Origin of the sequence: Pandoraea sp. NE5 (genome assembly GCF_024363545.1) — a bacterium.
In the GTDB taxonomy this organism is placed as follows: Bacteria; Pseudomonadota; Gammaproteobacteria; order Burkholderiales; family Burkholderiaceae; genus Pandoraea; species Pandoraea cepalis.
On sequence record NZ_AP025517.1, the window covers coordinates 1,265,445 to 1,286,119 of the forward strand.

Annotated in this window: 19 protein-coding genes, 1 tRNA gene and 1 pseudogene; 5 read left to right on the top strand and 16 right to left on the bottom strand. The window is 64.8% G+C overall.

Translation table 11 applies throughout. The features are described from left to right. Nucleotides 1-53: 53 nt before the first annotated feature. From PanNE5_RS05930 to gatC, 3 genes are all read right to left on the bottom strand, one after another. Nucleotides 54-545, bottom strand: coding sequence for a hypothetical protein (locus tag PanNE5_RS05930; protein WP_410007561.1), 492 nt, complete (start codon nt 543-545; stop codon nt 54-56). A gap of 2 nt (nt 546-547) precedes the next feature. Beyond that, nucleotides 548-2,038 carry an Asp-tRNA(Asn)/Glu-tRNA(Gln) amidotransferase subunit GatA gene (gene gatA, locus PanNE5_RS05935; RefSeq protein ID WP_261939405.1) on the bottom strand — a complete coding sequence of 497 codons (1,491 nt, stop codon included), beginning with the start codon at nt 2,036-2,038 and terminating at the stop codon, nt 548-550. A gap of 122 nt (nt 2,039-2,160) precedes the next feature. Then, the gene (gene gatC, locus PanNE5_RS05940) at nt 2,161-2,460 is read right to left on the bottom strand and encodes an Asp-tRNA(Asn)/Glu-tRNA(Gln) amidotransferase subunit GatC (RefSeq protein ID WP_017231545.1); all 300 of its coding nucleotides are present in this window, start codon (nt 2,458-2,460) and stop codon (nt 2,161-2,163) included. A 550-nt stretch (nt 2,461-3,010) separates the two neighbouring features. On the opposite strand from gatC, the gene PanNE5_RS05945 reads away from it, so the two are divergent. The 5 genes from PanNE5_RS05945 (at nt 3,011) to rodA (ending at nt 9,134) form a co-directional block, all read left to right on the top strand. Next, nucleotides 3,011-4,054, top strand: coding sequence for a rod shape-determining protein (locus PanNE5_RS05945; RefSeq protein ID WP_010805637.1), 1,044 nt, complete (start codon nt 3,011-3,013; stop codon nt 4,052-4,054). 184 nt (nt 4,055-4,238) lie between these two features. Next, on the top strand, nt 4,239-5,207 hold the full coding sequence (gene mreC / locus PanNE5_RS05950) for a rod shape-determining protein MreC (protein WP_261939406.1): 969 nt from the start codon (nt 4,239-4,241) through the stop codon (nt 5,205-5,207). Between the two features lie 9 nt (nt 5,208-5,216). Beyond that, a complete protein-coding gene (gene mreD / locus PanNE5_RS05955; protein ID WP_261939407.1) occupies nt 5,217-5,729 on the top strand; it encodes a rod shape-determining protein MreD in 513 nt (170 codons plus the stop codon). A gap of 43 nt (nt 5,730-5,772) precedes the next feature. Next, nucleotides 5,773-7,986, top strand: coding sequence for a penicillin-binding protein 2 (mrdA, locus tag PanNE5_RS05960; RefSeq protein WP_150562068.1), 2,214 nt, complete (start codon nt 5,773-5,775; stop codon nt 7,984-7,986). Beyond that, nucleotides 7,986-9,134 (top strand): rod shape-determining protein RodA, encoded by a 1,149-nt coding sequence (gene rodA / locus PanNE5_RS05965; RefSeq protein WP_017231975.1) that lies wholly within the window; start codon nt 7,986-7,988, stop codon nt 9,132-9,134. The genes mrdA and rodA overlap by 1 nt, the downstream gene beginning before the upstream one ends. Here rodA and PanNE5_RS05970 read toward each other — a convergent pair. From PanNE5_RS05970 to fmt, 13 genes and pseudogenes are all read right to left on the bottom strand, one after another. Then, the gene (locus tag PanNE5_RS05970) at nt 9,131-9,844 is read right to left on the bottom strand and encodes a tetratricopeptide repeat protein (RefSeq protein WP_157211336.1); all 714 of its coding nucleotides are present in this window, start codon (nt 9,842-9,844) and stop codon (nt 9,131-9,133) included. The genes rodA and PanNE5_RS05970 overlap by 4 nt on opposite strands. Nucleotides 9,845-10,014: 170 nt before the next feature. Then, a complete protein-coding gene (locus PanNE5_RS05975) occupies nt 10,015-10,437 on the bottom strand; it encodes a DsrE family protein (RefSeq protein ID WP_017231977.1) in 423 nt (140 codons plus the stop codon). A gap of 38 nt (nt 10,438-10,475) precedes the next feature. Next, nucleotides 10,476-10,862 (bottom strand): hypothetical protein, encoded by a 387-nt coding sequence (locus PanNE5_RS05980; RefSeq protein WP_261939408.1) that lies wholly within the window; start codon nt 10,860-10,862, stop codon nt 10,476-10,478. Between the two features lie 183 nt (nt 10,863-11,045). Beyond that, complete coding sequence (gene queD, locus PanNE5_RS05985; protein WP_017231979.1) at nt 11,046-11,489, bottom strand: 6-carboxytetrahydropterin synthase QueD; 444 nt, start codon at nt 11,487-11,489, stop codon at nt 11,046-11,048. A 9-nt stretch (nt 11,490-11,498) separates the two neighbouring features. After that, nucleotides 11,499-12,134, bottom strand: a complete 636-nt coding sequence (gene queE, locus PanNE5_RS05990; RefSeq protein ID WP_017231980.1) for a 7-carboxy-7-deazaguanine synthase — start codon at nt 12,132-12,134, stop codon at nt 11,499-11,501. Between the two features lie 22 nt (nt 12,135-12,156). After that, nucleotides 12,157-12,894, bottom strand: a complete 738-nt coding sequence (queC, locus tag PanNE5_RS05995; protein WP_017231981.1) for a 7-cyano-7-deazaguanine synthase QueC — start codon at nt 12,892-12,894, stop codon at nt 12,157-12,159. A gap of 210 nt (nt 12,895-13,104) precedes the next feature. Next, nucleotides 13,105-13,180 (bottom strand) — tRNA-Phe (locus tag PanNE5_RS06000). Between the two features lie 105 nt (nt 13,181-13,285). Then, nucleotides 13,286-14,026 carry a response regulator gene (locus PanNE5_RS06005; protein WP_261939409.1) on the bottom strand — a complete coding sequence of 247 codons (741 nt, stop codon included), beginning with the start codon at nt 14,024-14,026 and terminating at the stop codon, nt 13,286-13,288. Beyond that, on the bottom strand, nt 14,027-16,318 hold the full coding sequence (locus tag PanNE5_RS06010; protein ID WP_254440897.1) for a sensor histidine kinase: 2,292 nt from the start codon (nt 16,316-16,318) through the stop codon (nt 14,027-14,029). A gap of 199 nt (nt 16,319-16,517) precedes the next feature. Next, nucleotides 16,518-17,111, bottom strand: a pseudogene (locus PanNE5_RS06015) (DUF4390 domain-containing protein); the annotation flags it as partial. Then, entirely contained in the window at nt 17,108-18,421 is a 1,314-nt protein-coding gene (gene rsmB / locus PanNE5_RS06020) for a 16S rRNA (cytosine(967)-C(5))-methyltransferase RsmB (RefSeq protein WP_261939410.1), read from the bottom strand. The gene rsmB and the pseudogene PanNE5_RS06015, both read right to left, overlap by 4 nt. 172 nt (nt 18,422-18,593) lie before the next feature. Beyond that, nucleotides 18,594-19,454, bottom strand: coding sequence for a zinc metalloprotease HtpX (htpX, locus tag PanNE5_RS06025; RefSeq protein ID WP_017231986.1), 861 nt, complete (start codon nt 19,452-19,454; stop codon nt 18,594-18,596). Nucleotides 19,455-19,665: 211 nt separating this feature from the next. Beyond that, the gene (gene fmt / locus PanNE5_RS06030) at nt 19,666-20,649 is read right to left on the bottom strand and encodes a methionyl-tRNA formyltransferase (RefSeq protein ID WP_150562017.1); all 984 of its coding nucleotides are present in this window, start codon (nt 20,647-20,649) and stop codon (nt 19,666-19,668) included. Nucleotides 20,650-20,675: the final 26 nt, after the last annotated feature.

Sequence of the window (20,675 nt, forward strand, 5' to 3'; positions counted from 1 at the left end):
GACGCTCCGGCCTCTGTTCCTGTTCGCCGATGCTGGCTGGCGCTGGTTCGCGTCTATCGGCGAGTGTCCGCCGCGCAAATCCCAGAGCGCGGATCGAAACTCACCGGCCAGGCGTTCTGGTAAATGCCCGGCGTGCAATACGCCTCGCAATTGGCATGACCGATGGTCACGTTGCCCGGATCCTGCCAGATGAGCAGTTTGCAGCTTCCGCTGTTCGCCCGCAGTTCGATGCTCGGACGCCACTGCGTCTGGTGGAAATCCGCCAGATTAAAGTGGCAGCTCCCGCGCTGGCCGACCCACAGACGCCAGTCGAGCGACTGCACCTGGTTGGCCGACACCTTGAGCGTTGCCTGCTCGCGGAAACCGTCTTCGTCCGTCTGCGAGCAGTAGCCCGACAGATTGATCTCGCGGTAGGCGATCGGCGTAGGACGCCCGAACGGCAAGGTGCACGACGCGAGCGTGAGCACCATGCCGGCGAGCGCCAGCCCCTTCGATACCCACGCGGCGTGCGGGGCGAGCGACGTCGTCAAGCGTTGGCGGCGCACGATCAGACGCCTGCCGGAGCGCGCTTGTGCCAGTCGGTCGCGCGCTGGAACGCGTCGGCCACTTGCAGCAGGCGGGCTTCGTCGAAGTAGTTGCCAATCAGTTGCAGACCGACCGGACGCGCATCGCGCCCCGCGCCGACCGGCAGGCTCATCCCCGGCAAACCGGCCAGGCTCACCGACAGCGTGTAGATGTCGGCCAGGTACATCTGCACCGGATCGGCGCTCTTCTCGCCGAGGTTCCACGCGACCGACGGCGCCACCGGACCCATGATGACGTCGCACTGCGCGAACGCATTCTGGAAGTCCTGCGCGATCAAACGGCGAATCTTCTGCGCCTGCAGGTAGTAGGCATCGTAGTAGCCGTGCGAGAGCACGTACGCGCCCACGAGAATGCGGCGTTTGACTTCGGTGCCGAAGCCTTCGGCGCGCGACTTCTTGTACATGTCGAGCAGATCGCGGTACTCGGCCGCGCGGTGGCCGTAGCGCACGCCGTCGAAACGCGACAGGTTCGACGAGGCTTCGGCCGGTGCCAACACGTAGTACACGGGAATCGACAGTTCGGTCTTCGGCAGCGACACCGGCACGCGCACGGCGCCGAGCCGCTCGAACTCACGCAATGCGTTGTCGATCGCTTCGCGCACGTCGGCGTCGAGACCTTCACCGAAGTACTCGGCCGGCAAGCCGATGCGCAGACCGGCCAACGGCTTGTCGGCCGTGGCGCCGTCGAGCGGCTTGCCCAGACCGCGCGCGAAGTCTTCGTCGGCGCGCTCCAGGCTGGTCGAGTCGCGTTCGTCGAAACCCGCCATGCCGTTGAGCATCCACGCGCAATCCGCCGCGCTATGACCGAACGGGCCGCCCTGGTCGAGCGACGAAGCGAACGCGATCATCCCGTAACGCGACACGCGGCCATACGTCGGCTTGATGCCGGTCACGCCGCAGAACGCCGCCGGCTGACGGATCGAGCCGCCGGTGTCGGTTCCGGTGGCGACCGGCGCGAGACGCGCGGCCACCGCGGCAGCCGACCCGCCCGACGAGCCGCCGGGCACGGCGCGCGTGTCCCACGGGTTCTTCACCGGGCCGTAATACGAGTTTTCGTTCGACGAGCCCATGGCGAACTCGTCCATATTGGTCTTGCCCAGCGTGACCATGCCCGCGTGCGCCAGGCGCTCGACGACGGCGGCGTCGTATGGACTGACGTAGTTCTCGAGCATGCGAGAGCCAGCGGTGCTGCGCCAGCCGCGCGTGACGAATACGTCCTTGTGCGCAACGGGAATGCCCAGCAACGGCCGGTTCGCGCCCTCGCCGGCGGCGATGCGCGCGTCGGCGGCACGCGCCTGCGCGAGGCTCGCCTCGGCGTCGACGTGCACGAATGCGTTCAGATCGGCGGCCCCGGCAATGCGGTCCAGATAGTGCTGCGTCAGTTCGACGCTCGAGACGCGCTTGGCGTCGAGCGCAGCGCGCAAATCCTGCAAATGAATCAGATCTTGTTCCATGGTGGCTGCTGTGCGTTATAGCGCATGAAGGCATGAGGGCATGCGGGGCGCCGAGGGCGCGCGGCAATCCGTTGCGCGAGCGTCCGGCGCACCGGAGGCATACATCGCGCAACGGGCCGGACTCATTCGATGACCTTCGGCACCAGATAGAGGCCGTCCTGCACGGCGGGCGCGGGGCGCTGATTGGCTTCGCGATCGACCTGCTCCGTCACCGCGTCGGTCCGCAGACGCTGGGCGACCGCCTGAATTTGCTCGATCGGATGTGCCAGCGGGGCTACACCTTTCGTGTCGACCGACTGCATCTGCTCGACGAGCGCGAAGAAGCCGTTCAGCTCCTTTTCCATGTGAGCGGCCTCGTCATCGGCCAGCTCGAGACGCGCGAGGTGGGCGATGCGTTTGACGTCTGAGAGATTCAAAGCCATGAAGAAATCCCGAAAAAATGCGCATTGGAGAGCAGCCGGGTGCATGCCTGACGCCAATATTAGGGACAGAATGCGGAGAATGTGCGGACGGCGTTGGGTTCGTCCACCGTTTTACTCCGTGCACCGGGCCGCGCAGGAGGGCTGGCGCGCCGTGCCACAAGGCTCCCGGCGGGCGCACCGGGGGCGTCGAATGGGGTGTCAACGTGCTCGTTTTTCCTGCAAAACCTGCGAAATTATAAGGTATCATTGCGCATTAAATTTGCGTCGGAGCGTGTTTTTGCACCCTTCGACGCTGTCGCGCAGGTGGGCCACGGCCAGTCCGGGGGGCGCGACAGACGTTCGCGCAGTCCATTGGAAGACCCTGACGCGACGGATGGATAACGGCAGCCCCGCCTCCTGCCCGGTACCGCATTCCTCGGTTTGTCCGCACGTTTCGCGAGCCGCCGCGTGGCGCCTGGCGATTTTTTTGCGAACAGGCCGGAACCCAGATGACAGGCCGCCGTCCCAGTCACATCCATTGGGACGGCCTCACGCAGACACAGGATTTTGCATGTTCGGTTTTCTTCGAAGCTATTTCTCCAACGACCTGGCCATTGACCTGGGCACCGCCAACACGCTCATCTACATGCGCGGCAAGGGCGTCGTGCTCGACGAACCGTCGGTCGTCGCCATTCGCCAGGAAGGCGGCCCGAGCGGCAAGAAGACGATTCAAGCCGTCGGCAAGGAAGCCAAGCAAATGCTTGGCAAGGTGCCGGGCAACATCGAGGCGATTCGCCCGATGAAGGACGGCGTGATCGCCGACTTCACCGTGACCGAGCAGATGATCAAGCAGTTCATCAAGATGGCTCACGAGTCGCGCCTGTTCTCGCCGTCGCCGCGCATCATCATCTGCGTGCCGTGCGGCTCGACCCAGGTCGAGCGCCGCGCCATCAAGGAAGCCGCGCACGGCGCGGGCGCCTCGCAGGTGTATCTGATCGAAGAACCGATGGCCGCAGCCATCGGTGCCGGCCTGCCGGTCTCGGAAGCCACGGGCTCGATGGTCGTCGACATCGGTGGCGGCACGACCGAGGTGGGCGTGATCTCGCTGGGCGGTATCGTCTACAAGGGATCGGTACGTGTCGGTGGCGACAAGTTCGACGAAGCCATCGTCAACTACATCCGCCGCAACTACGGCATGCTGATCGGCGAACAGACCGCCGAAGCGATCAAGAAGGAAATCGGCTCGGCCTTCCCGGGTTCCGAAGTCAAGGAAATGGAAGTCAAGGGTCGCAACCTGTCGGAAGGGATTCCGCGCGCTTTCACCATTTCGAGCAACGAAATCCTCGAAGCGCTGACCGATCCGCTCAACCAGATCGTGTCGTCGGTGAAGATCGCCCTCGAACAAACGCCGCCGGAACTGGGTGCCGACATCGCCGAGCGCGGCATGATGCTCACGGGCGGCGGCGCGCTGCTGCGCGATCTCGACCGTCTGCTCGCCGAAGAAACGGGCCTGCCGGTGCTGGTCGCCGAAGACCCGCTTACCTGCGTGGTGCGTGGCTCGGGCATGGCGCTCGAGCGCATGGACAAGCTCGGCAGCATTTTCTCTTACGAGTAAGCTAACGTGCGTGGTTCGTCGTCCGGCGCGGTGGGGCCATCCCTTCCCCCCGTCGCCCGACACGACTGGCCACGCAGCAAGACCACGCGCACGGAGCTTGTCGTCATGCCGCGCCGTCGCACCCGACTGACACCATTCGCGCACCGCGGCGCCTCGCTGCGCGTGCTCCCCTGAAGGGCCCACCATGCAGTACAGTCCGCCGCCACTGTTCAAACAGGGTCCGTCGGCGTTGGCCCGGCTGATCTGTTTCGTCGCGCTTGCCATCGGCCTGCTCGTGGTCGACTCGCACTACAACACGCTGGAACGGGTTCGGGCCGTTGTCGGCACCGCCCTGTATCCGGTGCAACGCATGATGCTGTTGCCGCGCGACGCCATTCTCGGCGTGGCGGGCTTCTTCTCGACCGAATCGCAACTCTCGGGCGAGAACCGGGCGCTTCTCGCGCAAAACCTTGAGCTCTCCGTGCAGGCTCAACGCAATAACCAGTTGACCGCCGAGAACGAACATCTGCGCCAGATGCTCGCCTTGCGCGAGCGCCTGCCCGTGCCGAGCATTCCCGCCGAGATCGAGTACGACACACGCGACCCGTTCACGCAGCGCGTGGTCATCGATCGCGGCACAAAGCATGGCGTGAAGCTCGGCGCCCCGGTGGTCACGGAACAGGGTCTGCTCGGTCAGGTCTCGCGCGTCTTCCTGCTGCAAAGCGAAGTCACGCTGCTCACCGACAAAGAGCAAGCCGTGCCCGTGCAAGTCACGCGCAGCGGTGTGCATAGCGTGATCTACGGCGGGCTGCGCGGCAACGTGCTGGACCTGCGCTTCATTCCACTGTCGGCCGACGTCAAGGTCGGCGACGAAATCGCCACGAGCGGCCTGGACGGCATCTACCCCGCCGGCCTGCCCGTGGCCCGCATCACCAAGGTTGACCGCGTGTCCGACACCGCGTTCGCGCGCATTCTGTGTCAGCCGGTGGCCAATCTGCGCAGCCAGCGTCAGGTGCTGGTGCTGCAATACACCACGCCGCTCGCCCTGCATCCAGACGCCGCCGCCGATCTCGCGCGCGCCTCCGATCCGTCGGCAAGCGGCGAGAAGCCCGGCCAGAAGGGCGGCATGCGCGCCGATCCGAAGCGCGCCCCGGCCACCCGCAAGGGTCATTGAGGAATCGATATGACACGACCGCAATACATTCTGCTGCCGGTCAATCCGTACTTCATCGCGATCAGTCTCGTGGTGGCGTTTCTGATCAACCTGATGCCGTGGGGCCACGCCCCCGCCATGCCCGACTTCGTCGCGCTGGTGTTGATGTTCTGGAACATCCACCAGCCGCGCAAGGTGGGCATGGGCGTGGCGTTCCTCGTTGGCCTGCTCATGGACGTGCACAACGCCGGCCTGCTGGGCGAGCACGCGCTCGCTTACACGCTGCTGTCCTACGGCGCGATCATGATTCACCGCCGTGTCCTGTTTTTTACGCTGCTTGGCCAGGCGCTGACGGTGCTGCCGTTGCTGCTGCTCGCGCACGTGGTGCCATTCATCATTCGTCTGGCGACCGGTGCGGCGTTTCCGGGCTGGTGGCCGCTCGCGGCGGGGTTTGTCGAAGCCCTGCTCTGGCCGGTGATCAGTATTCTGTTGCTGGCGCCGCAGAAGCGCGCCGTCGACCGCGACGACACGCGTCCGATCTGATGGGCCCCGTCCCCACCCGATCGCGCCACCGAGCCCTGCTTGCATGACCGAGTTCAAGAATCCCCAGCAACAACTGCAGACGTTTCATCTGCGGATCACAGCGGCTGCATTTTTCGTGCTGATCTGCTTTGGCCTGCTCGGCGTACGCTTCGTCTACCTGCAGGTCTTCCGCCATAACCAGTACGCGCTGCAAGCCGACGAAAATCGCGTCTCGCTCGCGCCGATCGTGCCCAACCGGGGCGTGATCATGGATCGCAACGGCGTGGTGCTCGCGCGCAATTATTCCGCTTACACGCTGGAAATCACGCCATCGAAGATCGGCCGTCCGCTGGAAGATCTCATCACCGATCTGTCCGACGTGATCGAGATCACGCCGCGCGACCGCGCCCGCTTCAAGAAGCTCATGGACGACAGCAAGAGCTTCGAGAGCCTGCCGATCCGCACACGCCTGACCGACGAGGAAGTCGCGCGCTTCACCGCGCAGCGCTTCCGCTTTCCCGGCGTGGATGTGCACGCGCGGCTCTTCCGCCAGTACCCGCTGGGCGAGACCGCCGCGCACGTGATCGGCTACATCGGCCGGATCTCGCAGCGCGATCGCCAGCGGATCGAGGCGATGAGCGAAGAGAACGACAGCGACAGCGCCAAATACGACATCCGCCGCGACGTCAACAACTACAAGGGCACCGATTACATCGGCAAGATCGGCGTCGAGCAGAGCTACGAGACGCAGCTCCATGGCATCACCGGTTTCGAGGAAATCGAAGTCACTGCCGGTGGCCGCCCGGTGCGCACGATCTCGCGCACCCCGGCCACGCCCGGCGACAATCTGGTGCTGTCGCTCGACATCAAGCTCCAGCAAGTGGCCGAGCAAGCGTTCGCCGGGCGGCGCGGCGCCGTCGTGGCGATCGAGCCGAAGACGGGCGACGTGCTGGCGTTCGTCTCGGCGCCGAGCTTCGATCCGAACATGTTCGTCGAAGGGATCGACCAGCAAAACTGGGACGCCCTGAACAATTCGCCCGACCGGCCGCTGCTCAACCGTCCCTTGCGCGGCACCTATCCGATCGGCTCGACGTACAAGCCGTTCATGGCGCTCGCCGCCCTCGAACTGGGCAAGCGCACCACGAGCTGGGGCTTCCAGGACACGGGCGCATTCACCCTCGGGAACCACACGTTCCGCAACGACGTTCGCAACGGCCAGGGCTGGATCGACATGTACCGTTCGATCGTGGTGTCGAACGACACGTATTACTACATGCTCGCGCACGATATGGGCGTGAATGCGATTCACGACTTCATGGCGCCGCTCGGCTTCGGTCAGTTGACGGGCATCGACATCGAAGGCGAGGCGCGCGGCATTCTGCCGTCGACCGAATGGAAGCGCAAGGCGTACAAGAAGCCCGCGCAGCAGAAATGGTACGACGGCGAGACCGTCAGTCTGGGCATCGGGCAAGGCTACAACTCGTTCACGATCCTGCAACTTGCGCACGCGACGGCCACGCTGGCCAACAACGGCGTGGTGATGAAGCCTCACCTCGTGAAGGCCATCGAGGATCCCGTCACGCACGCACGCCAGCTCACCGTGCCGCACGAAAGCGCACGGCTGCCCTACAAGCAGGCGAACATCGATTTCGTCAAACGCGCGATGGTCGGGGTGATCAAGGAAGGCACCGGCCGTCAGGCATTCGCGGGCGCGCCGTACGAGGCCGGTGGCAAGACCGGCACGGCGCAGGTCTACTCGCTCGGCAAGAACGAGAAGTACAACCACAACGCTATCCCCGAATTCAAGCGCGATCATGCCTTGTTCATCGCGTTCGCCCCCGCCGACGATCCGAAGATCGCCGTCGCACTGATCGTCGAGAACGCGGGATGGGGCGCCGCACAAGCCGGTCCGGTCGCGCGTCGTCTGCTCGACTACTACCTCATCGACGAGCCGAAGGAGCGCGCCGCCGAAGCGGCGGCGTTGCAGGCGGCCGCATCGGCTCCGGGGGCGGCATCGGGCGTCTCGGCCGTGTCCGCCACACCCGATGCCGCCCCCGCCAGCGCTGCCGAACTGAGCGGGCGCACGACCGTGGCACGCGTCGCCCCGGTCGCATCCAACGCGACGGCGAGCGTATCGGGTACCGCCGACGGCAAGGCTTCCGCTGCCGGTGCACCCAAGCCCGCCCCGGCGCCGCATCGTCAGCCGGCCGTGAGTCCGACCGTCGCCGACGAAGCTCGCCATCGCGCGGCCATTCGCGCGCAAGGAGGAACGCCATGATGGCGCTCGACAAACATACGTGGAAGCAGCAGGTGAAACGCCTGTTCGTCGGTTTCGACAGGCCCCTGGCGCTGATCGTCTTCCTGCTGTTGTGCGTGGGACTGGTCACGCTCTATAGCGCCAGCATCGATGTGCCCGGGCGCGTCGAAGACCAGGTGCGCAACATCGTGCTGACGTTCATTCTGATGTGGCTGCTGGCGATGCTGCCCACGCAGACACTGATGAAGTTCGCGGTGCCGCTCTATACGGCCGGCGTAGCACTGCTCATTGCGGTCGCGATGTTCGGGCTGACGAAGAAAGGGGCGAAGCGCTGGCTGAACGTGGGGATGGTGATCCAGCCGTCCGAGATCATGAAGATCGCCATGCCGCTGATGCTGGCGTGGTACTTCCAGAAGCGCGAAGGCAATATTCGCTGGTTCGACTATCTGGTCGCCATGGTGTTGCTCGGCTTGCCCGTGGGGCTGATCGCCAAACAGCCTGACCTCGGCACCGGCCTGCTGGTGGCCGCCGCCGGACTTTACGTGATTTATCTGGCCGGACTGTCGTGGAAGCTCATTCTGCCGGTACTCGTCGCTGTCGTGATCGGCATCGGCACCGTTCTGGCCGTGCAGGACAAGATCTGTCAGCCGGGGGTCGAATGGTACTTCCTGCACGACTACCAGAAGCACCGTGTGTGCACGCTGCTGGACCCAACGTCGGATCCGCTCGGCAAGGGCTTCCACACGATCCAGTCGGTCATTGCCATCGGCTCGGGCGGCACAACCGGCAAGGGCTGGCTGAAGGGAACGCAGGCCCACCTCGAGTTCATTCCCGAGAAGCACACCGACTTTATTTTCGCGGTGTTCGCCGAAGAGTTCGGGCTGATCGGCGAAGCCGTGCTGCTGGTGCTGTATCTGCTGCTGGTCGCGCGCGGGCTGGTGATCGCGGCCTCCGGCGCCACCTTGTTCGGGCGCCTGTTGGCGGGGTCCGTCACGATGATCTTCTTCACCTACGCCTTCGTGAACATGGGCATGGTGAGCGGCATTCTACCGGTGGTCGGCGTTCCGCTACCGTTCATGAGCTACGGCGGCACCGCGCTGGTGACGCTCGGCCTGGGGATCGGCATTCTGATGAGCGTGGCGCGCGAGAAGCGCCTGATGCAAAGCTAACGGGCCGGCGCAGGGGACAGGGTGGGCGCGGGCCCCCGATTCATCGCATCGAGCTTGCCTTGGGCGGCCACGTCGCCCTGGGCGGCGGCCTTTTCGTACCATAGACGCGCACGTCCGAGATCTGGCGTCACGACGCCATAGCCCCGCTCGTAGTAGCTCGCCACGATGTACTGCGACGGCAGATCGCCACCGCGCGCGGCTTTCTCGTACCAACCAAACGCTGTCTTGTAATCCTTGGGCACGCCGCGCCCGATGAAATACTCGTTCGCGATGGCCGCCTGCGCCTGCACATGGCCCTGCTTCGCCGCCTTTTCGTACCAGAGATTGGCCTGGGGAATCGATTTTCCGACGACATAGCCGTCGTCGAACATCTTGCCGTAGACGTACTGAGCCTGGGTCATGCCTGCGTTCGCCGCGCGCTCGAGCCACTGCACGGCGCCGCTCGGATCGGGCGTGCCGCCCTCGCCGTTGAGCAGCATCATGGCGTAGTCGAACTGGGCGAGACGATTGCCCTGCTCGGCCGCCCGGCGAAACTCACCGAGTGCCTGCGACTGCTGGCCCGCCTCATAGTGCTGCACGGCCTGATCGGTCAGCCCCTGGGCCGGGGCTTGCGCGGCGGCTACCGCATAAGGAATCGGCTGGCAGGCCGCCCCCACCAACGTGGCGGCGAGACCGGTGAGCAGCCGGCGCATGGCGTAAGACGTCGACATCGCGAATCTCCCGAGACAGGCTTTGGACGTATTGTGCGCCAAATGGACAAGATGCGCCGGGGCGAATGCCGGCGCCGGTTTCGCCGCCGTGTTGACGATCGAGATCGCGTCGGCCAAGGTGAAAGCCCCGGCGTAGGGCCAGGGCTTGGATGGGCGGCAAGACGTCCGACTTACGGCTTGATGTACGCGTAACCCTTTTGCTGCAAGCGCGTGAGTTCGACGACACCGGACGGCGTGAAGTCCGCGTCGAGCACAAACTGGTCCTTCTTCAGGTTGCGCTGCTTCATCGTGATTTCACACACCTCGAACTTGACGCCACGCGCATGCAACGCCGCGATCAGCGGCCCGACGGTCGCGGCGTCCTTGTAACTTTCCATCAGGAAGTCGACCCCCTTCGCGTGCGCGACGACCACGATGTCGGTATCCGGCACCGTGTCGAGCTGGTTGCGAACGTTGCGCAAAGCGGCCAGCGCCTGTTGCTCGGCGTCGTTGATGTGATACACGACCTTGTCGCGCGCGAATGCCGGTGTGGCAGGCACGGCGAATGCCGCGAACAGGAATGCGGCCAGCAAGCCGCGCAGCAGCGTCTTCATTTGTGGAGTCTCCTATTGGTTACGTGGTGTCAGCCGCATCATAGCGCGTTGGCCCGCCCCAGGGCATCGCTCGGGCCCGGCGCGCCGGGCGTCACATCTCGCACCGAATACGGCGGCGGCCCCTCCCACCCCGCGTCGGTCTGCGTCGCGGCATCGAAACAGACCACTCGCTCCTCTCGCGCCGGAACGGGCAACCGCGCAGGGCCTGCGGGTCCCGAACTCACAAAATCTGCGCGCAATTCGCCGTGATCGAGCGGCGATGCGCTTAGCTGCCGCCGTGGGAGCACGGCAGCCACCGGTCGATTCACCACCTGATCCAGGGAATGCAGATTGCCGTGCGAATCTCGCCGCCGCATTGCGACAAGCTGTACCAAGGACTGCACGTTCTGCGCAATCACGTCGCTGCCCGCTGAAATTCTAGTCATGCCAACTCCTGAAATGAAAAAACCCGCCAGACTCAAGATCTGGCGGGTTGGCACTTTCGGTCAGGTGGCCACTGGCCGCCGTCGAATTCGCCGGCGGGAGTGTCGAATTCGTGGCGGCGTGGGCGTCACCCCAGCGACGGGAGGACGCAGCATCAACGAAGATCTCGCAAGCGTCGAAGCGTATTACGCCGTGACTTCCGACCAGCAGTTCGGCGTCTCGTACAGACGCAGGCGCACCAGGCGCAAGTCGCGGCCGTAATGCGCGTCAAAGACGTGGCTCAGCGTGTCGAAGGCAGCCGCCGCCAGATTCTCGACGGTCGGCACCCGGTCGAAGACCACCGTCTTGTGGTCGGGCATCGTCTCGAGAAAATTGCGCACGGCCGTGTCGCCCTCATAAACGAGGAACGCGTGGTCCCACACCGACACGAGATGCTCATTGGCCAGGGCCTTCACGTCGGCGAAGTCCATCACCATGCCATTGTCGGAGGCCCCGCTCTCGCGGCTCACTTCGCCCGCGAGCGTGATCTCGAGCACATAGCGATGCCCGTGCAGGTTGCGGCACTGGCTTCGGTGGTCGGGAATGCGGTGGCCCGCATCGAATTCGAGTTTCCGGGTAATCGTAATCACGGCAACGGCTCAGGGAATATTCAGGTATTTGTGCGTCTGCATCGACAACGACCAGCGCGGATGCGCTTTGCAATAGTCGATCGCCAACTTCGTATTGGTGTCGCGCAGCGGTCCGTCCATCGGCTGGAGGTAGAAGTACTGGAAATCGAGCGCTTCGTACTCAGCCAGACGTTGGCGATCTTGCGGCACCACAACTTTCAGCTCATCGCCGCGCGTGACGATCAGCTCGGCATCGGCCTTCGGGCTCACGCACACCCAGTCGATCCCCTCGGGGATCGCTTGCGTGCCGTTGGTCTCCACCGCGATGCGAAAGCCCTCGGCGTGCAGCGCGTCGATGAGCGGCGCGTCGAGCTGCAGCAGCGGCTCACCGCCCGTGCATACGACGAACCGGTGGGCGCGCTCGCCCGCCGGCCACAACGCCACGATTTGCGCGACGAGATCGGCCGGCGTACGGTACTTGCCGCCATTCTCGCCGTCGGTGCCGATGAAGTCGGTGTCGCAGAACTGGCAGACGGCGTCCGCGCGGTCCTCTTCGCGGCCGGTCCACAGGTTGCATCCTGCAAACCGGCAGAACACCGCCGGACGTCCGGCGTTGGCGCCCTCGCCCTGCAAGGTGTAGAAGATTTCCTTTACCGCGTACGTCATGTTGCCCTCGATTCTCCCAGGATCAGACCGCGCTGCGATCGTGATCGTGACCGCGCGCGCGCCACTGCTCGAAACCGCGCTGGCGCAACTGGCAGGCCGGACATTCGCCGCATCCGTAACCCCACGCATGCAGCACGCTGCGCTCGCCCAGATAGCACGTGTGCGTGTCTTCGCGCACGGTCTCGACCAGCGCGTCGCCGCCCAGATCCTGCGCCATCTGCCACGTGTCCGCCTTGTCGATCCACATCAGCGGCGTCTCGACGATAAAACGTTGGTCCATGCCCAGATTGAGCGCGACCTGCAGCGCCTTCATGGTGTCGTCGCGGCAATCGGGGTAGCCCGAAAAATCCGTCTCGCACATGCCGCCGACCAGCACGCGCAAACCGCGTCGATACGCAATGGTCGCACCAATCGTCAGGAACAGCAGATTCCGGCCCGGCACGAAGGTGTTCGGCAGATGGTTTGCCGCCATTGCGATCGTGGTCTCGCGCGTCAGCGACGTCTCGCTGATCTGGCCCAGGATCGACAGGTCGATCATGTGATCGTCGCCGAGGCGCGGCGCCCACTGCGCAAACCGCGCGCGCAGCTTGGCCAGCACGTCGGTGCGGCATTCCAGTTCCACCCGGTGGCGCTGGCCGTAATCGAAGCCCAGCGTTTCGACGCGCGCATAGCGCGACAGTGCCCACGCGAGGCAGGTGGTCGAATCCTGTCCACCGGAGAACAGGACCAGAGCGGAATCAGTGCTTGTCGTCATGATCATGCGCTAGCAGTATCGCCCTCGCCGTCAGGGCGACGGGGGCCGGGGCACGCGCTTGCGGCCGCCCCTCGGGCAGCCCGCGTGCGGGATAGGTCACGCGATTGTGAACCGCGACGCCCGGCATGGCTATCGTCAGGGCGTGATACCCATCATCGGGCAGCGTTTTCGTTCAAACGCAAAAAGGGCTTGCGATGTACGCAAGCCCTTCGAATTTGGTGGCCTGGGTCGGAATCGAACCAACGACACGCGGATTTTCAATCCGCTGCTCTACCAACTGAGCTACCGGGCCAAGAGAAAGCGATTATAGAGACTGCCGACGCTTCGCGCAAGCCCTTCGTTGAAAAAATCCGCTGGAAAGCGGCGTCGCAGCGCGCTCGGGCGCGCCGCACCTCCGTCATGTCTTGCTCTTCGAGAGCTCCACGCCCAGTTGCTTGAGCTTGCGATACAGGTGCGTGCGCTCCAGGCCCGTTTTCTCGGCCACGCGCGTCATGCTGCCGTGCTCCTTGGCCAGATGGTAGGCGAAGTAGGCACGCTCGAACGCATCGCGCGCCTCGCGCAGCGGAACGTCGAACGAGATGTCGCCCGACATGCCCACCACCGCCCCCGCGACGCCGCCATCGAGATCGTGCGCGCCGAGCGGCGCGTGATGCACCGCCGAGCCGTTCAGGCCCCCGCCCACGTGGCGCGGTTCGCTCTCGCCGAAGACGCCCGCGTCAGGCGCGTCGTCATCGGCGGCGAATGCGCTGGGCGCGCCGCCAGACAGTTCGCGTTTGCCGCGCGCGAGCCCCTGCTCCACCGCCTGCAACAGCTTCTGCAGGGCAATGGGCTTTTCGAGGAAATTGAGGGCACCGATCTTGGTCGCCTCGACGGCGGTATCGATCGTGGCGTGGCCCGACATCATGATCACGGGCATCGTCAACAACTGCTGCGCCGCCCATTCCTTGAGCAAGGTTACGCCGTCGGTATCGGGCATCCAGATATCGAGCAGCACGAGATCGGGCGTGTGCGCGGCGCGAAAGGCCCGCGCTTCCTGCGCGTTCTCCGCGACCTCCACGACATGCCCCTCGTCGCTCAGAATCTCGGAGAGCAGCTCCCGGATCCCCATTTCGTCATCCACCACCAAAATGGTTGCCATTTACGCTACCTTCGTGTGTTCTGCCGGCTTGTTGCGCGACAGTTCCTGGTCGTCAGCCAATTGAGTAAACAAGATCGAAATCTGTGCGCCTGCACTGCCTTCGCCCTCGGGTAATGGCCGGTTGCGAATGTCGATGCGCGCCTGATGCTCGTCGATGATCTTCTTGACCATCGCGAGTCCGAGTCCGGTGCCCTTCGACTTCGTGGTCACGTAGGGCTCGAATGCGCGGGTCAGAATGCGCGCCGGGAAGCCCGGCCCGTTGTCCGTGATCGTCAAGCGCACTGCCGTGCGTTTCGGTTCGCCGGGCTGCATGTCCGTTCCTGCGTATTCTACTGTCTTCGTTTCCACCGTGATAAGAGGCTTTTCGGTTGCGCTGACGGCATCTTGAGCATTCTGCAGCAGATTATGAATAACCTGACGCAATTGCGTCGAGTCGCCGCGTATCTCCGGCAGGTCCGCATCCAGATTCGGACGAATCGCGCCGCGCCCTTCATCCACCCCGTATAACGTCAGCACCTCGCCGATCAACTCGTTGAGTTGCAGCGAATGCATGATCGCTGGCGGCAGTCGCGCGTAGTCGCGGAAATCGTCGACCATGCGCTTCATGGCCGCCACCTGGTTGACGATGGTCGTCGCGCCCCGGCGCAGCACCTCGGCATCGGCCGGCGGCAGCTTGTCGGACAATTTCATTTGCAGCCGCTCGGCGGAGAGCTGGATCGGTGTGAGCGGATTCTTGATCTCGTGTGCCAGACGCCGCGCCACCTCGGCCCACGCGACCGAACGCTGTGCCGAAATCACATCGCTGATATCGTCGAACACCACGACGTAGCCGCCGCCCGCACGTGTCGGCACGCCCGCCACCGCGACCATCGGCTCCGGCAAATGCGAACCGCGCACGAGCAGCGTCACGGCATCGGTCTCGCCCGGCAGCGTCAGACCGATCTGCTGCTGCCAGTGCCCGCCCGGGCCGAGATCGGCGTTCGCATCGCGATCGGCGAACGCGCGACGCAGCGTCTCACCAAACTCCACCAACGCCGGAATATGCGCGGGCGAGCGGTTCAGCTCACCCTGCAAGCTCTGCTTGAAGATGCGTTCGGCGCCGGCATTGGCCGTCGTCAGGCGGAAGTCGCGGTCGAAGACGAACACGCCGGCCGTGAGGCTCGACAGAATACTCTCCAAGTGCGCCTTCGAACTTTCAAGCGCCAGCCGATTGCGCTCGACCGTGGCGCGCGCGTCGGACAACTGACGCGTCATGGCATTGAACGCCTGCGTCAGGAAGCCCAGTTCGTCGTTGGTGCGCATTTCCCCTTTCGGCGACAAATCGCCTGCCGCGACTTCCTGCGTGCCGCGTGCCAGCAAGAAAAGCGGCCGCGCGAGCTGGTTGCCGAGTGCCAGCGCGAGCATCATCGCCACGAACGTGGCGAGGAACAGCGACAGCGTCAGCGTGCCGATATACATCTTTCGCAGGCCCGTGCGGCCCAGCGCCTTTTCCTGATATTCGCGATAGGCGCTCTGCACCGCCTCGGCGTTCTGCGCAAGATTGGCCGGCACCAGTTGCGTGACTTGCAGGAAACGCTCTTCGTCTTGCAATGACGACGTGTACCCGGAAGGAATGCGGATCACCACGCGCCAGCGCAATTGATCTCGTGCCTGATGCTTGTCGTAGCCCTCGCTGCCGCCTTCGATGGCCGTATAGCCGCGCGACTGCGTGCGCGCCTGACGCAGCATGAGCGGCGTCGGCAGATCCGGCACCAGCGCATTGAAGCTGCCAGACGCCGACGCGAGCACACGCCCATTGCCGTCGACGATGGTCGCGTCTTGCAGGCCGAACTGGTCACGCATGCGCAGCAGCGCGAGCGTTCCCCCCTTGTCGCCGCTCGACGCAAGGTTGTCGGCCACGAGTTGCGCCTTGGCGCTGAGGTCCGACAGACCGTTGTTGAGGATGGCGCGTCCGAGTTCGAGTCCGGAGTCGAGCGCCGTCTCGACGCGCACGTCGAACCACGACTCGATGCTGCGCGAGACGAACTGCAGCGACACCAGATAGATGATGCCGCCCGGCAGCACCCCCACCAGCGCGAAGAAGATGGCCAGCTTGGCGAGAAGTCGCGTGCCGAAGCGTCGCTCGCGCAGCCGCGCAAGAATGATCCAGACGAGCGCACCGACGATGAAGACGAAGATGATCGCCACCGCGATGTTCGCCGTGTAGAGCAGCGAATAGTAGCGATCGAAGAATTCGGTATTGGCCGATGCCAGCGCAAGCAGGCCGAACAGCCCGATGGCCACGAGCGCCATCGTGACGATCAGCGTGCGAATGACGATGCGCTTGAGCAGGCCGCCGCCGTTACTTGACACGGGCGACTCCGGGCGGCAGCGCCGCGCTGAAGGCAAGTGGCAAATGGCCCCTCAGACGGAACGCATGATTCACGGGGTCGAGCGGCGTGCTCGTCGCTACGACCGGGAGCGCCGGAGCGCTGGCCGCCGCCGACGGTGGCGCGGGCGAGAACATGAAGCGCGCCCAGTCGGAGCTGAGATTCCAGTCGCGATTGTTGACCGCGTCGATCTGGAACGGCTTGGGCATCAGCGCATTGTCGAGCCGCATGCGTACCGAGGCCTGATATTGCGTGCCAGGTTTGACGACGCCCTTCTCGATGACGCGCCAACCGCTCACATTGCGCACGAGCGCGAGCGCCTCGCGCAACGAGCCGAAGCCAAGCTGCAATCCGCTGTTGCTGCTGTTCCCACTATTGCTGGAGACGCGATACTGACGCGTGAGCGGCTGGAACCACAACCGCACGCTCTGCGACGTGGTCACGACCTTCTCGTCGAACCAGTACCAGCGAGAGCGAGTGAGTTCGAAGTCGGTTGTGAAATAGAGCGAGATGCCGCGATTGACCGCGTCCTCCAGGCTGCTGTTGAGCTCAAAGGCAAAGCGCGCGTCGAGCAACCAGCCGCCCTCGGACGGCTCGAGCCGCGCTTCGCGCACCTGGATGTCATTTTCGGCGCGCGCGGGCGCAGCGAAGCCGAGCGCAAAAACGCACAGCAGCAGCGGCAGCAAACTGGCCAGTAGCCGTTGGGAAAAGGTCACCGTTTCTGGAAGCGAGCGTAATAGAAGCCGTCGTGGGCGCCGCCAGGGGTCATCAGCAATTGCCCGGGAGCGTCCAATCGTACCGCATCTGTGCGAATACGTTCAAACCATTGCGCTTGCTGCTCGTTTTCCGCCGGGAAGATCGAGCACGTCGCATAGATCAACTCGCCGCCCACGGCCAACGTGTCCCAGAGCGCCAGCAAAATGCGCCGCTGCTCTTCGACCAGGGCCGCAATGTCGGCCCGGCGACGCAGCCAGCGAATATCCGGATGACGCCGCACGATGCCGGACGCCGAACACGGCACGTCCGCCAGAATGCGATCGAACGGCACGCCGTCCCAGCCGCCGCCGGACCACTTCGACGGCGTGCCGGCGTCGCCGATGCGCACGTCCGCACTGAGTCCCAGACGCTCGAGGTTTTCGTAGATGCGCGGCACGCGCAGGCGATCCGACTCGAGCGCCGTGACCTGCACGTCGGCCAATTCCAGCAAATGGCCGGTCTTGCCGCCCGGGGCAGCGCATGCGTCCAGCACCCTCATGCCGGTACGCGGTGACTCGCCCAGCACGAGCGGAGCGGCCAGTTGTGCCCCGGCGTCCTGCACCGACACCCATCCGTCGGCAAAACCCGGCAGACGGTCGACCGGCACGGCTTGCGCGAGCCGCAACGCGACCGGGCCGATGATCTCGGCATCCATGCCCGCCGCCGCCAGACTTGCCTGCATGGCGGCCACACTGACGCGACGTGTGTTCACGCGCAGCGTCATCGGCCCGCGGCTGTCGCCGGCGGCAAGCAACGTCTCCCATCGATCGGGATAGCCTGCGCGCACGGTGTCGATCCACCACGCGGGGTAGTTCCAGCGGGCTTCGGGCTGCTTCGCGATCTCGGCCATCAGGCGCTCGCGCTCGCGCAGGAAGCGACGCAGTACCGCGTTGGCCAACCCCTTCGCGGCGACGGTGCGACGCTGCACGGCAATCGCCTCCACGGCCTGGTCGACGACCGTAAATTCGGTGTACGCAGCATCCTCGGCGGCGTCTTGCAGCAACGCCAATGCGCACAGCAGGATGTCGCGCACGCGCGCTTGCAGTGCGGGCTTGACGAGCAAGGCGAGCAACGCGCGGCTGCTGCCCAGCCGGCGCACGGCGCGGTAAGCGAGATCTTGTGCGGCGGCCCGCACGGTCGGTGCGCATTGCGTGGTGGCCTGGGCCAGCGCTTGCGGCAATGCGGTGCCCTTCTGGACGGATTCGAGGGCCTGCGCGGCGCGCTGCAGCGCATAGGCCAGGGATTCGGTGGGCAGACTCGATTGCGGCATGGGCTTTCTACAAACGAACATGCCCGCGCGACGGCGGGCATGGGAGATATCGGACGGCTGTCGGGCCACAGAATAGCAGACTGGTGATGCGCGCCGGACGGTGACGCCCGCGCCGGCGGGCGAGGCCATGGCCGGCGAGCTCAGGCCTCACTTTCGTGCATGCGGCGCGCGATCAGGCCGGATACTGCCCGGTGCGCGCCATCTCCATCAGTCGGGCGACGCGCTCCTCGGTCGCCGGGTGTGTCGAGAACAAATTCGCGATCGCGCCGCCGGACAGCGGGTTCATGATCATCATCTGCGCCGTGGCCGGATGCTGCTCGGCCGCCTCGAACGGAATACCCTGCGCATAACGATGAATCTTGTCGAGCGCCATCGCCAGCGACTGCGGGTCGCCGGAGATTTCCGCGCCGCCGCGGTCCGCCTCGAATTCACGCGCGCGCGAAATCGCCATCTGGATCAGCGAGGCGGCCAACGGCGCGAGGATCGCCACGGCAATGCTCGCGATCGGATTGGAGGGGCGGCCGTTCTCGTCGCGCCCACCGAAGAACATGGCGAAGTTGGCGAGCGCGGAAATCGCACCGGCCATCGTGGCGGAAATCGTCGAAATGAGAATGTCGCGATGTTTCACGTGCGCCAGCTCATGCGCCATCACGCCGCGCAGCTCTCGATCGGAGAGCACACGCAAAATGCCGGTCGTGGCAGCCACGGCCGCGTTCTCGGGATTGCGCCCGGTCGCGAACGCGTTGGGCGCGTCCTCGTTGATCAGGTAGACCTTCGGCATCGGCAGCCCGGCACGCTGCGACAACTCGCGCACCATGTTGTAAAACTGCGGTGCGCTTGTCTCGTCGACTTGCTGCGCGTTGTACATGCGCAGCACCATCTTGTCCGAGAACCAGTAGGAAAAGAAATTCATCGCCAGCGCGAACGCCAGCGCGAGCATCATGCCCTGCCTGCCGCCGATCATGCCGCCCACCACCATGAACAACGCGGTGATGGCCGCCATCAGCAGGGTGGTCTTCATCCAATTGAACATGGTGTTCTCCTCTGCAAATCTTGATGACCCGAGGAAACCACGCACTTTGCGTGTCCTCGGGCGTTAGATGGTGCCGGTCGTCAAAAATTCAACGGCAGCGGCGTTCGCATCGATACTTTTCAGACGTTCGCTGGAATTTCCCGCCGATTCCGTGACGTTTTACGATTTTTCCGTACGGTTTCAATGAACAGAACGGTCGATTCGGTCGATATTACTTCGCCGGCGGGTGGCCTGCCGCGAAAACATCGCCGGGCGCCAGTGCGAACCCCGCAAGGAATTCACGTACCGGCAGACGTTTGCCGCCCGGCTTCTGGCACTCGGTCACATGAAGCGCGCCCGCCCCGCATGCGACGACGATCGCGTCGGCGCTCACGTCGAGAACGGTGCCGGGGGCAGCCCCCGGCTTGCCCGCCACGGCGCACGCGCGCCACAGCTTGACGGGGGTGTCGTGCACTGTGCCGAGCGCCCCCGGGAAAGGATCGAACGCCCGGACCTGGCGCGCCAGTCCCTCGGCGGGTTTGCGCCAATCGAGCACCGCTTCCTGCTTGGCGATCTTTTCCGCGTAGGTCACCCCGGCGTCGGGCTGGGCAACACTCGGCAGATGCCCGTCGCGCGCGAGCTGACGCAAGGCGTCGACGATCAACTTGCCGCCAAGCGCCGCCATGCGGTCGTGCAGCGTCGCCGTGGTGTCGTCCGGGCGGATGGGCTCGGCCTCGCGCAGAATCATCGCGCCGGTGTCGAGGCCGGCGTCCATCTGCATGATAGTGATGCCGGTCTCGGCGTCGCCCGCCTCGATGGCACGATGGATCGGTGCCGCACCGCGCCAGCGCGGCAACAGCGAGCCATGAATGTTCAGGCACCCGTATCGAGGCAGATCGAGCACTTCCTGCGGCAGGATCAGGCCGTAAGCGGCCACGACCATGACATCGGGTGCCAGCGCGCGCAGTTGTTCGATGGCGGCCGCGGCTTCCTCCGGAAACTTGCCGTTACGGCGCAGCGACGCCGGCTGCGACACCGGCATGCCATGCGTCTGGGCGTATCGTTTGACCGGACTGGCGTGCAGCTTCATGCCGCGACCGGCCGGACGATCCGGCTGAGTGAGCACCAACTCGACAGGGAAGTCAGCGGCGTCGATGGCGGCAAGCGCGGTTTGTGCGAATTCCGGCGTACCGGCGAAGACGATGCGAAGCGTCATGACGAACTTCCTTGGGCTAACGCGAT

What these genes read in the sequence shown, in the direction of transcription:
- gatA (WP_261939405.1), bottom strand. Translation starts at nt 2,038, where the DNA reads ATGGAACAAGATCTGATTCATTTGCAGGATTTGCGCGCTGCGCTCGAC.
- gatC (WP_017231545.1), bottom strand. Translation starts at nt 2,460, where the DNA reads ATGGCTTTGAATCTCTCAGACGTCAAACGCATCGCCCACCTCGCGCGT.
- PanNE5_RS05945 (WP_010805637.1), top strand. Translation starts at nt 3,011, where the DNA reads ATGTTCGGTTTTCTTCGAAGCTATTTCTCCAACGACCTGGCCATTGAC.
- mreC (WP_261939406.1), top strand. Translation starts at nt 4,239, where the DNA reads ATGCAGTACAGTCCGCCGCCACTGTTCAAACAGGGTCCGTCGGCGTTG.
- mreD (WP_261939407.1), top strand. Translation starts at nt 5,217, where the DNA reads ATGACACGACCGCAATACATTCTGCTGCCGGTCAATCCGTACTTCATC.
- mrdA (WP_150562068.1), top strand. Translation starts at nt 5,773, where the DNA reads ATGACCGAGTTCAAGAATCCCCAGCAACAACTGCAGACGTTTCATCTG.
- rodA (WP_017231975.1), top strand. Translation starts at nt 7,986, where the DNA reads ATGGCGCTCGACAAACATACGTGGAAGCAGCAGGTGAAACGCCTGTTC.
- PanNE5_RS05970 (WP_157211336.1), bottom strand. Translation starts at nt 9,844, where the DNA reads ATGTCGACGTCTTACGCCATGCGCCGGCTGCTCACCGGTCTCGCCGCC.
- PanNE5_RS05975 (WP_017231977.1), bottom strand. Translation starts at nt 10,437, where the DNA reads ATGAAGACGCTGCTGCGCGGCTTGCTGGCCGCATTCCTGTTCGCGGCA.
- PanNE5_RS05980 (WP_261939408.1), bottom strand. Translation starts at nt 10,862, where the DNA reads ATGACTAGAATTTCAGCGGGCAGCGACGTGATTGCGCAGAACGTGCAG.
- queE (WP_017231980.1), bottom strand. Translation starts at nt 12,134, where the DNA reads ATGACGTACGCGGTAAAGGAAATCTTCTACACCTTGCAGGGCGAGGGC.
- queC (WP_017231981.1), bottom strand. Translation starts at nt 12,894, where the DNA reads ATGATCATGACGACAAGCACTGATTCCGCTCTGGTCCTGTTCTCCGGT.
- PanNE5_RS06005 (WP_261939409.1), bottom strand. Translation starts at nt 14,026, where the DNA reads ATGGCAACCATTTTGGTGGTGGATGACGAAATGGGGATCCGGGAGCTG.
- PanNE5_RS06010 (WP_254440897.1), bottom strand. Translation starts at nt 16,318, where the DNA reads ATGGCGCTCGTGGCCATCGGGCTGTTCGGCCTGCTTGCGCTGGCATCG.
- rsmB (WP_261939410.1), bottom strand. Translation starts at nt 18,421, where the DNA reads ATGCCGCAATCGAGTCTGCCCACCGAATCCCTGGCCTATGCGCTGCAG.
- htpX (WP_017231986.1), bottom strand. Translation starts at nt 19,454, where the DNA reads ATGTTCAATTGGATGAAGACCACCCTGCTGATGGCGGCCATCACCGCG.
- fmt (WP_150562017.1), bottom strand. Translation starts at nt 20,649, where the DNA reads ATGACGCTTCGCATCGTCTTCGCCGGTACGCCGGAATTCGCACAAACC.